The sequence below is a fragment of the Streptomyces sp. NPDC003011 genome (assembly GCF_053591515.1).
The window spans coordinates 1-11,336 of the sequence record NZ_JBSFTY010000153.1 but is presented as its reverse complement, the minus strand read 5'-3'; the positions used below and the strand labels follow the sequence as shown (position 1 = coordinate 11,336).

Below are 11,336 nucleotides of genomic sequence, written 5' to 3'. Positions count from 1 at the left end.
GTCGCAATCCACACCGAACCGGAAGGCCCTCACCTGTTTCAAGATCCCTCAGCCGAGACCTGGCTCACCCGTCCACAACCTCCCCGGACAGAACAGCTAGGTCCGCGGCCCGGTCGATGGAGGCCGTGGTGCGGCCGTGGGGGCGGCCCTGGGGGTCCGGCGACGGGCAAGGGCCGTCGTCACCGTCGCCGGACCGTCCGCCGACAGTAAAAGGACTAGACCAATGCGTCAATAGGTACGGACCATCCGTAGGCCCCGTTACCTTCCCGGTACGCTCTGTGAGCCACTCCACACGGATCACCTGTATGGACGTCGATCAGGCGTGGCACACTGGCCCTGTACCAGAAGCAGCGCACTCCGGGGTCGGTGAAAGTCCGAACCGGCGGTTACAGTCCGCGACCCGGCCGCCTCCAGCGGCCGGTTGACCAGGTGAAATTCCTGGACCGACGGTTAAAGTCCGGATGGGAGGCAGTGCGCGGCGGGCGGGCATTCGTGCGCGTCGCCGTACCGGTTCGTCCTTGAGGCGAGCCCTGTCCGGCGTCGCCCCGGCGTTCCCGCTCGTCCATTCTGTCGTCATCGACAGCCCCGGAGTCCGCGCCCGAAGAGGCAGGAGGACCCGGGACGTGTTCACCGGAATCGTCGAAGAGCTGGGCGAGGTCACCGCCGTCGAGAACCTCGGCGACGCCTCCCGCTTCCGGCTGCGTGGCCCCGTCGTCACCGAAGGCGCGAAACACGGTGACTCCATCGCCGTCAACGGCGTCTGCCTCACGGTCGTCGACCACGAGGGCGACGAGTTCACCGCCGACGTGATGGCCGAGACCCTCGACCGCTCCAGCCTGGGCGCTCTCACCGTCGGCTCCCGCGTCAACCTGGAACGCCCCACGGCCGTCGGCGACCGCCTCGGCGGCCACATCGTGCAGGGCCATGTCGACGGCACCGGCGAGGTGCTGGAGCGCACCGTGTCCGAGCACTGGGAGATCGTGAGGATCTCCCTGCCCGCGGACCTCGCGCGCTACGTCGTGGAGAAGGGCTCCATCACCGTCGACGGCATCAGCCTCACCGTCGTCGACGCCGGCCCGGACCACTTCACCGTCAGCCTCATCCCCACCACGCTCGCCCTGACCACGCTCGGCCGCAAGCAGCCCGGCGACCCGGTCAACCTGGAGGTCGACATCATCGCCAAGTACGTCGAGCGGATGATGGCCGGTCAGGGGGCGACCCGGTGAACGAGCTGAACTCCGAGGCGTTCGTCCTGTTCGACCAGCACATCCTGTGGTCGGACATGATCGGCAACATCCTCGGCCTGGTCGGCCTCGCCCTCGGCTGGCGCCGCTCCATCTGGACCTGGCCCGTCCAGTTCCTGTCCGGCCTGATCCTCTTCGGGGCCTTCTTCGGCCACCTGACCGGCAGCGCGGGCAAGCAGGCCGTCGTCATGGTCGTCGCCCTGTACGGCTGGTGGCAGTGGAACCGCAACCGGGGCGGCTCCGCGGACGGCGCCATCACCCCGCGCTTCGCCACCTGGCGCGAGCGCGCGGCGATGGCCGGCGGCGCCGCCGCCGGCACGGTCGCGGTGGCCCTCCTCTTCAAGGCGTACCCGACCCTGTCCTGGGACCCCTGGCCGGACGCCTACATCTTCGTCGGCACCATCGCCGCCATGTACGCCCAGGCCCGCGGCATGGTCGAGTTCTGGTTCGCCTGGCTGCTGGTCGACCTGGTCGGCGTACCGCTGAACTTCGCCAACGGCTACGCCTTCTCCGGCTTCGTCTACGTCATCTACGGCGCGCTCGTCCTGTGGGGCATGCGCGACTGGTGGCTGCGCTCCCGCAGGGCCGCGCGGCCGACCCTGGAAGGAGCGCCGGCATGAGTGCGGCACCGATCCTGTACAGCACCGACGGTTTCGAGGACTTCGCGCTCGACCCGGTCGAGCAGGCCCTCGCGGACATCGCGGCCGGCCGCCCGATCGTGGTCGTCGACGACGAGGACCGGGAGAACGAGGGCGACCTCGTCGTGGCCGCCGAGAAGGTCACCCCCGAGATCGTCGCCTTCATGATGAGCGAGTGCCGCGGCCTGATCTGCGCCCCCATGGAGGGCGACGAGCTGGACCGGCTCCGGCTCCCGCAGATGGTCGACGACAACACCGAGTCGATGAAGACCGCGTTCACCGTCTCCGTGGACGCCACGGCCGCCCACGGGGTCAGCACCGGCATCTCGGCCTCCGACCGCGCCACCACGCTCCGGCTGCTCGCGAGCGGCACGGCCCAGCCGTCGGACCTGGTCCGCCCCGGCCACATCTTCCCGCTGCGCGCCAGGCCCGGCGGCGTGCTCACGCGCAACGGCCACACCGAGGCCGCCGTCGACCTCGCCCGCCTCGCGGGCCTGCGCCCGGCCGGCGCCATCGTCGAGATCGCCGGCGAGGACGGCCGGATGCTGCGGCTGCCCGAACTGATCCCCTTCGCCCGCAAGCACGGCCTGACGATCATCTCCATCGAGGACCTGATCGCCTACCGCCGCAGCGCCGAGCCCACCGTCCGCCGCGAGGCCGAGACCCGCCTGCCCACCCGTCACGGCGCGTTCACGGCCTACGGCTACCGCTCCACCGTCGACGGCGTCGAGCACGTCGCCCTCGTCCACGGCGAGATCGGCGACGGCGCGGACGTCCTCGTCCGGGTCCACTCCGAGTGCCTCACCGGCGACGTCTTCGGCTCCGCGCGCTGCGACTGCGGCCCCCAGCTGGACGCCTCCCTGGAACGCATCCAGGCCGAGGGCCGGGGCGTGGTGGTCTACCTGCGCGGCCACGAGGGACGCGGCATCGGCCTGCTGTCCAAGCTCCGCGCCTACGAACTCCAGGAGCAGGGCCACGACACCCTCGACGCCAACCTGGAGCTCGGCCTGCCCGCCGACGCCCGGGACTACGGCGCCGGCGCGCAGATCCTCCAGGACCTCGGCGTCCGCAGCCTGCGCCTGATGACCAACAACCCCGACAAGACCGACGCGCTCGTCCGCCACGGGCTCAAGGTCACCGGCCGCGAGCCGATGCCGGTACAGGCGGGCGAGCACAACCTCCGCTACCTGCGCACCAAGCGGGACCGGATGGGGCACGACCTGCCCTGGCTGGAGACGCCCCCCGTCTCCACCTGCGGAAACCAGTGAGCAAGAACACCAAGGAGAGACGTGAGCGGCAAGGGTGCACCGGAACTGTCCGTACAGAACGTGGGTGACCTGCGGGTCGCCGTCGTCGCGGCGCAGTGGCACGAGAAGGTGATGGACGGCCTGGTGGACGGCGCCCTGCGCGCCCTGCACGACCTGGGCATCGACGAGCCGACCCTGCTGAGGGTCCCCGGCAGCTGGGAACTCCCCGTCGTCGCCAAGGTCCTCGCGGGCCGCGGCTACGACGCGATCGTCGCCCTCGGCGTCGTCATCCGCGGCGGCACCCCGCACTTCGAGTACGTGTGCCAGGGCGTGACCCAGGGCCTCACCCAGGTCTCGGTCGACACCGGCGTCCCCGTCGGCTTCGGCCTGCTCACCTGCGACACCGAGGAGCAGGCCCTGGACCGGGCCGGCATCGAGGGCTCCCGCGAGGACAAGGGCCACGAGGCCGTGACCGCGGCCGTGGCCACCGCGGCCACCCTCCGCTCAGTATCCGAACCCTGGCGATAGGCCGGCCGGCACACGCGTAAAGTGGGCGCCACCATGTCCAATAAGACGTTCGAGGAGCTCTTCACCGAGCTCCAGCACAAGGCCGCACACGGCGACCCCGCCACTTCCCGCACCGCGGAACTGGTGGGCAAGGGTGTCCATGCCATCGGCAAGAAGGTCGTCGAAGAGGCCGCCGAGGTCTGGATGGCCGCCGAGTACGAGGGCAAGGAGGCAGCAGCCGAGGAGATCTCGCAGCTGCTCTACCACGTCCAGGTGATGATGGTCGCTCGCGGCATCTCCCTGGACGACGTCTACGCCCATCTCTGAGCCGTCACCCGCACCCACCACCGTACGAAACGAACGAAGGAAGCCGACCTCATGCTGCGCATCGCCGTCCCCAACAAGGGTTCCCTGTCAGGACCTGCGGCGGAGATGCTGCATGAGGCCGGCTACCAGCAGCGCCGCGAGTCCAAGGAGCTGCGGATCGTCGACCCGGAGAACGAGGTCGAGTTCTTCTACCTCCGCCCCCGCGACATCGCGATCTACGTCTCCTCCGGCAAGCTCGACATCGGCATCACCGGCCGCGACCTGCTGATCGACTCCGGCGCCAAGGCCGAGGAGATCCTCCCCCTCGGCTTCGCCCGCTCCACCTTCCGCTACGCCACCAAGCCGGGCACGGCGAGCGGCGTCGAGGACCTGAACGGCATGACGGTCGCCACCTCCTACGAGGGCATCGTCGCCCAGCACCTCGCCGACCACGGCATCGACGCCTCCGTCGTCCACCTCGACGGCGCCGTCGAGACGGCCATAGAGCTGGGCGTCGCCGAGGTCATCGCGGACGTCGTCGAGACCGGCACCTCGCTGCGCAACGCGGGCCTGGAGGTCATCGGCGAGCCGATCATGAAGTCCGAGGCCGTCGTGATCCGCCGCACCGGAGGGGACGCCGACGAGACCGCCGAGTCCAAGGTGCAGCAGTTCCTGCGCCGCCTCCAGGGCGTCCTGGTGGCCCGGACGTACGTGATGATGGACTACGACTGCCGCGTCGAACAGCTGGAGAAGGCCGTCGCGCTCACGCCCGGCCTGGAGTCGCCGACCGTCTCGCCGCTGCACAACGAGGGCTGGGTCGCCGTCCGCGCGATGGTCCCCGCCAAGGAAGCCCAGCGGATCATGGACGACCTGTACGACATCGGCGCCCGGGCCATCCTGACGACGGCCATCCACGCCTGCCGCCTCTGAGGGATCCCGAGCGATGTCCGAACTTCCCGCCCTCCCCGTCACGTTCCGGCCGGGCCGCACCCGTGCCGTCCTGCTGACCGCCGGCGTCGCGATCTTCGTGGTCATCACCACGATCGCGCTGCTGCTGGAGCAGCTCAGCCCGGGCGAGCGCCTCAGCTTCATCCTCACGGCGGCCCTGCTGTTCGGTGTGCTGCTCGTGCTGTCCCGGCCGAAAGTGGTCGCCGACGAGTCCGGTGTCACCGTGGTCAACATCGCCGGCAGGCGCCGCCTGGACTGGGCCGAGATCATCCAGGTGAACCTGCGCCCCGGTGACCCCTGGGTGTTCATCGACCTCAGCGACGGCACCAGCCTGCCCGCGCTCGGCATCCAGCCGGGCATCGCCAAGCAGCGCGCCATCGCCGACGCGCGCACCCTGCGGGCGCTCGCCGAGGCCCGCTCCACGGTCCGCCCCGACGAAGACCGGGACTGACCGAGGGCGGTCCACCCTGCCGCACGGGCCGGTGTCTTGATTAATCTGGTGGCGGAGGCGTATCGCTGCGCCTCCGCCCCTGCGCGCCGCCCGGTGCCCAGGGGTTCCTGCTACGCGAGGAGTGACCCTCTCCGGCGATGGACGGATCGTCCTGCAGTACCTGCGCCGCCCCCTGCCGACATACCGCTGACTGCGACCCCGCAGTGCGCGCGTACGCGGAGGCGGCGGCATCATGACCATCCCCCTGCTGCTCCTCGGAGCGGCGTTCCTGCTGATTCTCGCCAACGGATTCTTCGTGGCGGCCGAGTTCGGCCTGGTGACGGTCGAGGCGACGGACGCCGAGAAGGCCGCCGCCGAGGGTGACCGACGGGCCCGTACGGTCGTCGAGTCCCTCAAGGAGCTGTCCTTCCAGCTCTCCGGCACCCAGCTCGGCATCACCATCACCTCCCTCGTCGTCGGCATGCTCGCCGAACCGGCGCTCGCGGAGCTGCTGCACGGCCCCGTCACCGCGACCGGCGTCCCCGGGGGAGCCGTCTCCGGTGTCGCCGTGGTCGTCGGCATGCTGATGGCCTCGGCCGTGCAGATGGTGATCGGCGAACTCGTGCCCAAGAACTGGGCGGTGTCCAAGCCGATGCAGGTCGCGCGGTTCGTCGCCGGCCCGCAGCACGCCTTCGCCCGCCTGTTCCACCCGGTGATCGCCTGTCTGAACGCGGTCGCCAACCGCCTGGTCCGCGCGATGGGCGTGGAGCCCACCGAAGGGCTGGCCTCCGCCCGCACCCCCGGCGAGCTGGTCTCCCTGGCCCGGCACTCCGCGCGGGCCGGCGCCCTGGAACAGGACACCGCGGACCTCTTCGTCCGCACGCTGTCGCTCGCCGGGTTGACCGCCCAGCACGTCATGACCCCGCGGGTGAAGGTCAGCGCGCTCCAGTCGTCGGCTACCGCCGAGGACGTGGTCAACCTGACCCGCGCCACCGGCCTGTCCCGCTTCCCCGTCTACCACGAGAGGATCGACGAGGTCGTCGGCATGGTGCACCTCAAGGACGCGCTGGCCGTGCCCGTGCACGACCGGCTGCGCACGCCCGTGGGGCGTATCGCGCGTCCGGCGCTGCTCGTGCCCGAGACGCTGCCGGTGCGGCCCCTGCTCGCGCAGCTGCGCAACGAGCAGCCCATCGCCGTCGTCGTCGACGAGTACGGCGGCACGGCCGGTGTCGTCACGTTGGAGGACATCGTCGAGGAGATCGTCGGCGAGGTCCGCGACGAGCACGACGGGCAGGACCTGCCCGAACTCGCCGCCGCCCCGCCGGAGGACGGCAGGCCCGCCTGGGAGGCCGACGGCAGCTGCCGCGTCGACGTCCTCCAGCGCATCGGCCTCGACGTGCCCGAGGGGCCGTACGAGACCGTCGCCGGCCTGGTCGCCGACCTGCTCGGCCGGATCCCGGCCGTCGGCGACCGGACCGAACTGCCCGGCTGGCGGCTGACCGTGCGCCAGGTCGGGCACTACCGCGCGGAGCGGGTCCGGCTGGTGCGGACGGCCCCCGTCATGGCGGAGGCCGCCCGATGAGCGTCCTGCAACTCCTGTTCGCGGCGCTGCTCGTGCTCGCCAACGGGTTCTTCGTCGGCGCCGAGTTCGCGCTCGTCTCCGTGCGCCGCAGCCAGATCGAACCGCTCGGCACCACCCGCGCCCGCCAGGTCCTGTACGGCCTGGAGCGGCTGCCGCAGATGATGGCCGCCGCCCAGTTCGGCATCACCGTCTGCTCGCTGACCCTGGGCGCGGTCGCCGAACCGACGGTGGCGCATCTGCTGGAGCCGGTCTTCGAGTGGGTCCACCTGCCGCACGGCGTGATCCATCCGCTCACCTATGTGATCGCGCTCGCCGCGGTCGTCTTCTTCCACCTCGTCATCGGCGAGATGGTCCCGAAGAACCTCGCGATGGCGGCCCCGGAGAAGGCCGCGCTGTGGCTCGGTCCGGGCCTGGTCGCCTTCGCCCGCCTGTGCCGGCCGGTCACCGCCGCCCTCGGTGCCTGCGCCCAGGCCATCCTGCGGCTCTTCCACGTCGAGCCCAAGGACGAGGTCGAGGCGGTCTTCACCAGCGAACAGCTGAACCGGCTGGTGGAGGACTCCGGCCAGGCCGGCCTGCTCGACCCCGACGAGCAGGAACGCCTGGAGGACGCCCTGGAGCTGGGCTCCCGCCCCGTGACGGACGTCCTGCTGGGGCGCGAGTCCCTGGTGACGGTCAGCCCGTCGGTCACCCCGGGCCAGATCGTCGGGCTCACCGCCCGCACCGGATACTCCCGCTTCCCGGTGGCGGCCGAGAAGAACGGCGCGTTCATGGGCTACCTGCACGTGAAGGACGTCCTCGATCTGGAGGACTCCGAGCGGGCGGTACCGCAGCAGGTGTGGCGGCCGATGACGACGCTCAGGTCCGAACTGCCGCTGGACGACGCGCTCACGGTGATGCGCCGGGCCGCCACGCACCTGGCCCAGGTGGCCGACGCCTCCGGCCGGGTGCTGGGGCTGGTCGCGCTGGAGGACGTCCTGGAGCTGCTGGTGGGCGAGGTCCGGGATCCCGCGCACCGCAAGGCGCCGGGGGTCCGGGTGGCGGAGCCGCGGGTGAGCGGCGAGCCGGAGGAGGCGCTGGCGAGCTGACGGCCGGGCGCCCGGCCGCGGGGTCCGTCACATCGTCGACGGATCCTGCGGCCCCCGCCCCGACAGCACCTCGCCGTACGCCTGCATCAGGTCCGGCAGCCGCAGCGTCGACAGGTCGTCCCGCGTCAGCGTCCCCGGATACGTCGACAGCCGGAGATCCCGGTACGCGCAGCTCTTCTCGTACAGCGTACGCAGGAACCGCCCGTTGCCCAGCTCGTCGATCCATCCCTGGTCGACCACGTGCCCGGCGATCGAGCGCAGCTCGTCCAGCGCCTCCTCGTCCCACACGTCACCGTTCTCCGCGGCCAGCACCTCGCCGATGGAGGTGAGTTCGAGCGGACGGTACGAGGGGAAGTCGACGCGGGTGGTGAACCGGGACGACAGTCCGGGGTTGGCGGCGAGGAGACGGTCCATGCCCTCCGGATAGCCGGCCAGGATCACCACCAGGTGGTCCCGGTTGTCCTCCGCCCGCTTCAGCAGCACCTGCAACGCCTCGTCGCCGTAGGCGTCTCCCTTGCCGTAGCCGGAGTTCGACAGCGCGTAGGCCTCGTCGACGAAGAGGACACCGCCGAGCGCGGAGTCGATCAGCTCGTTGGCCTTGACGGCCGTCTGGCCGAGGTACTCGCCCACCAGGTCCGCCCGCTGCGCCTCCACGAGGTGGTCGCCGCCGAGCAGCCCGAGGGCGTAGAAGACCCGGCCGAGGATCCGGGCGACCGTGGTCTTGCCGGTGCCGGAGGGGCCCGAGAAGACGAAGTGCCGCTTGGGCGGCTGGACCGGCAGACCCTGGCCGGCCCGCAGCCGGGCCATGTTCAGCTGCGCGGACAGCGCCTTCACCTGGCGCTTGACGGGCTCCAGGCCCACCATCCGCTCCAGCTCGGCGAGCGCCTCTTCCAGTAAGGCGGGATCGGTGGGCCCGGCGGGCAGCGACGGCGAGGACAGGAGCTTCTCCCGCACCGCCGGGCCGGTCGCCGACGGCAGGGGTACGGAGACCGGCGGATCCGGGTCCGTGAGCTTCAGCTCGCGTCCCTCGGTACCGAAGAGCGGGTCGAGCCCGTCGGGGCCGTCCACCATGTCCTGCCCGGCCCCGGCGAGCGTGATCGCCGCGAGGTCGGTCGCCTCGTCGTACCCGTCGCCCTCGGAGATCGCGGCCAGCCGGGCCGAGGTGTCCATGAAGGCGGGGTCGACGCGGTGCACGGCCCGGTACAGCGGAAGGGCGGCGGCGGAACGGCCCGTGCCCTCGTGGGCCCGCGCCAGCCAGTAGCGCAGTTCCTTGCGCTGCGGCTGCTCGCTGCGGCAGCGCATCAGGGCGGACGACAGGAGCGGTTCGGCCTGCCCGTACATCTCCAGCCGGACCCGGGCCATGCCGCCGAACAGGCCCGCCTCGATGCCGAGCATGGGGTCGTTGATCAGCGGGTCGGTGTGCCGGACCAGCTGTTCCCAGTCCTTGACCAGGTAGGCGCGGCAGGCGTGCAGGAAGCGGACCTGCGGGTCGGTGTCCACCGGCGGCAGGCCCGCGAGGGCCCGGTCCAGTTCCGGGACGTGCCGTCCGTCCAGCCAGTGCGAGGCGTGCGCGAGCAGCAGGTCGCGCGGGCTCTCCAGCACCGGCTGCACCCACCACCCCAGCCAGTACCAGGAGTTGAGGGTGCGGCGGTGCCGGGTGCGCTGTTCGCCGAAGCGGTCCCGGTGCCGGAACATCCGCAGCAGCGCGGTCGTCGTGTCGACGCGCAGCGCGTGCAGTCCGAGCCAGCCGTCGGCCATCCCGGGATCGATCCGCACCGCGGTGCGGAACTCCTCCTCCGCCTGCGGATAGGCGCCCATCGTGTAGGCGTCCACGCCTCGCAGCCAGGCGAGGTCGGCCGGGGCCTCGGGGCCCCGCGTGCCGAAGTCCATCACGTCCCCCACAAACCGTGCCCCCGTTTGGTTCGCCGGCGGGCCGTTGCCCGTCGGCCGCCTTGGTCAACCGCTGCGCAGCGGACCGGAGTTGCAACGGTGCGCAGAGCAGCCGTCCGCAGGTCGCACCGAGGGCATCGTACCTGCGCGGGTGCCGCCCGCCGAAGGGTGCCGCACAGGCCGTTCGGCGAGGTCGGAGCAGTCGCGCGGATTCCGCGTGGTGACCGAGGGTGAGCGAATCGTGTCGCACGGCGCCCGAAAAGTACCTTCAGGGCAGAACGAAGCCCCCGATCACGGGGGAACAACCGGGGGCTTCGCGTCTGCGGGCGGCTCCGAAGGGCCGCACATGGGAAACGTAAGACCTGTACGGCCCCTCGGTCAAGCCGAGTTGAGGCACTTCGGGAACTTGTCCGGCACGGCTCTTTCACAAGTTCAGCACACCGCGGACGGCCCGTCACCGTACGTGACGAACTGGTCCGGTCCGGCGGTCCCGGCAGGCCCGGCAAGCACGTCGTATCCCTTCTCGCCCTGCCGTACCACGAGGTCGGCGAAGGGCCGGGAGGGATCCTCGGCGAAATGCCGCTGTTCCGCTTCGACCCAGACATCCCAGAAGTCCCGCTGCTCCTCCCCGTCCCGCGCCCGTCCGCGCGCCCACGACTCCTCGCGCGGCAGCTCCATCCACAGCAGACGCGCCAGCCACGGCCGCAGCGCGCGGCGGCCCGCCCCGACCCCCTCCACGAGGACCACCGGCGCGGGCGGCAACGGCCGGGGCGGTCCGAAGCGGCGGGCGTGCCAGTCGTACGGGGTGTAGTGCGCGCTCTCGCCCCGGCTCAGCGGTTCGATCACCTGGGTCCGCAGCCGCCGCGTCCAGGAGAAGAGCGCGTCGTGGCTGGCGAGGTCGTCCAGACGCAGCACCGGCGCGCCCTCCAGCGCGCGGGCCAACCGCCCGGCGAACGTCGACTTTCCGGATCCGGCGTGCCCGTCGATGCCGATCAGGCGGACCGGGCCGCAGGACGGAGGGAGGCGGCGCAGCCGGGTGGCGAGCTCGTGAATGACGGTTCCTGGGTGGCGACGCGAGACGGACGGGGGCACTGGAGTATCAGGCTACGCGGCCCGTCGGCCCGCTCGCCGGCCCCGGCGGCCGCGCCAGTGGGCCAGACCAATATTGGTCAGCGCGGCACGGTCCCAAGTGCTGGCCGGGGCATGCCGCCTGCTCCATAGTGGGCGCACAGCCGTGCACCGGACCCGCCCCGACTCGGACACCTGGGGGTCATTCCGCCATGACCAGATCCCGACAGCCGTCCCGCCGAAACGTCCTCGCCGCCGCGGTCGCTGCCACCGTGGCCGGCGGCGCGGGCCCGGCGACCGCCGCGCCCATCGTGTGCAGCTGGAGCGACGGCGCGTCGAGTCTCATCGACCGGCTCGGCGTCCCGGGGCGGCTGCGGCGGCGCCCGGTGCA

Annotated in this window: 11 protein-coding genes and 1 riboswitch; of the genes, 9 read left to right on the top strand and 2 right to left on the bottom strand. The window is 71.6% G+C overall.

Annotated features, from left to right (window positions below; translation table 11 throughout):
• The first annotated feature begins 348 nt into the window (after window positions 1-348).
• A riboswitch (FMN riboswitch) is annotated at window positions 349-479 on the top strand.
• A gap of 144 nt (window positions 480-623) precedes the next feature.
• From ACWD0J_RS40270 to ACWD0J_RS40230, 9 genes are all read left to right on the top strand, one after another.
• Window positions 624-1,226 (top strand): riboflavin synthase, encoded by a 603-nt coding sequence (locus tag ACWD0J_RS40270; RefSeq protein ID WP_451500828.1) that lies wholly within the window; start codon window positions 624-626, stop codon window positions 1,224-1,226.
• Window positions 1,223-1,864, top strand: a complete 642-nt coding sequence (locus ACWD0J_RS40265) for a nicotinamide mononucleotide transporter family protein (protein WP_451500827.1) — start codon at window positions 1,223-1,225, stop codon at window positions 1,862-1,864. Before ACWD0J_RS40270 ends, ACWD0J_RS40265 begins: the two co-directional genes overlap by 4 nt.
• Complete coding sequence (locus ACWD0J_RS40260; RefSeq protein WP_451500826.1) at window positions 1,861-3,150, top strand: bifunctional 3,4-dihydroxy-2-butanone-4-phosphate synthase/GTP cyclohydrolase II; 1,290 nt, start codon at window positions 1,861-1,863, stop codon at window positions 3,148-3,150. Before ACWD0J_RS40265 ends, ACWD0J_RS40260 begins: the two co-directional genes overlap by 4 nt.
• Before the next feature lie 21 nt (window positions 3,151-3,171).
• Window positions 3,172-3,657, top strand: a complete 486-nt coding sequence (ribH, locus tag ACWD0J_RS40255) for a 6,7-dimethyl-8-ribityllumazine synthase (RefSeq protein ID WP_451500825.1) — start codon at window positions 3,172-3,174, stop codon at window positions 3,655-3,657.
• Window positions 3,658-3,690: 33 nt separating this feature from the next.
• Window positions 3,691-3,963: a phosphoribosyl-ATP diphosphatase gene (locus ACWD0J_RS40250; RefSeq protein ID WP_030946750.1), complete on the top strand. Its 273-nt coding sequence runs from the start codon at window positions 3,691-3,693 to the stop codon at window positions 3,961-3,963.
• Between the two features lie 51 nt (window positions 3,964-4,014).
• Window positions 4,015-4,872: an ATP phosphoribosyltransferase gene (gene hisG, locus ACWD0J_RS40245; RefSeq protein WP_451500824.1), complete on the top strand. Its 858-nt coding sequence runs from the start codon at window positions 4,015-4,017 to the stop codon at window positions 4,870-4,872.
• 13 nt (window positions 4,873-4,885) lie between these two features.
• The gene (locus ACWD0J_RS40240) at window positions 4,886-5,341 is read left to right on the top strand and encodes a PH domain-containing protein (RefSeq protein WP_451500823.1); all 456 of its coding nucleotides are present in this window, start codon (window positions 4,886-4,888) and stop codon (window positions 5,339-5,341) included.
• Window positions 5,342-5,573: 232 nt separating this feature from the next.
• A complete protein-coding gene (locus ACWD0J_RS40235) occupies window positions 5,574-6,902 on the top strand; it encodes a hemolysin family protein (protein WP_451500822.1) in 1,329 nt (442 codons plus the stop codon).
• A complete protein-coding gene (locus ACWD0J_RS40230; protein WP_451500821.1) occupies window positions 6,899-7,987 on the top strand; it encodes a hemolysin family protein in 1,089 nt (362 codons plus the stop codon). Before ACWD0J_RS40235 ends, ACWD0J_RS40230 begins: the two co-directional genes overlap by 4 nt.
• A 27-nt stretch (window positions 7,988-8,014) precedes the next feature.
• On the opposite strand, the gene ACWD0J_RS40225 is transcribed toward ACWD0J_RS40230, so the two are convergent.
• Complete coding sequence (locus tag ACWD0J_RS40225) at window positions 8,015-9,877, bottom strand: AAA family ATPase (protein ID WP_451500820.1); 1,863 nt, start codon at window positions 9,875-9,877, stop codon at window positions 8,015-8,017.
• A gap of 432 nt (window positions 9,878-10,309) precedes the next feature.
• Window positions 10,310-10,969 carry a uridine kinase family protein gene (locus tag ACWD0J_RS40220; protein WP_451500819.1) on the bottom strand — a complete coding sequence of 220 codons (660 nt, stop codon included), beginning with the start codon at window positions 10,967-10,969 and terminating at the stop codon, window positions 10,310-10,312.
• Between the last annotated feature and the right edge of the window lie 367 nt (window positions 10,970-11,336).

Excerpts from the sequence above, each read along its gene's own strand:
- ACWD0J_RS40225 (WP_451500820.1), bottom strand. The coding sequence starts at position 9,877 with ATGGACTTCGGCACGCGGGGCCCCGAGGCCCCGGCCGACCTCGCCTGG.
- ACWD0J_RS40235 (WP_451500822.1), top strand. The coding sequence starts at position 5,574 with ATGACCATCCCCCTGCTGCTCCTCGGAGCGGCGTTCCTGCTGATTCTC.
- ACWD0J_RS40250 (WP_030946750.1), top strand. The coding sequence starts at position 3,691 with ATGTCCAATAAGACGTTCGAGGAGCTCTTCACCGAGCTCCAGCACAAG.
- hisG (WP_451500824.1), top strand. The coding sequence starts at position 4,015 with ATGCTGCGCATCGCCGTCCCCAACAAGGGTTCCCTGTCAGGACCTGCG.
- ACWD0J_RS40230 (WP_451500821.1), top strand. The coding sequence starts at position 6,899 with ATGAGCGTCCTGCAACTCCTGTTCGCGGCGCTGCTCGTGCTCGCCAAC.
- ACWD0J_RS40260 (WP_451500826.1), top strand. The coding sequence starts at position 1,861 with ATGAGTGCGGCACCGATCCTGTACAGCACCGACGGTTTCGAGGACTTC.
- ACWD0J_RS40240 (WP_451500823.1), top strand. The coding sequence starts at position 4,886 with ATGTCCGAACTTCCCGCCCTCCCCGTCACGTTCCGGCCGGGCCGCACC.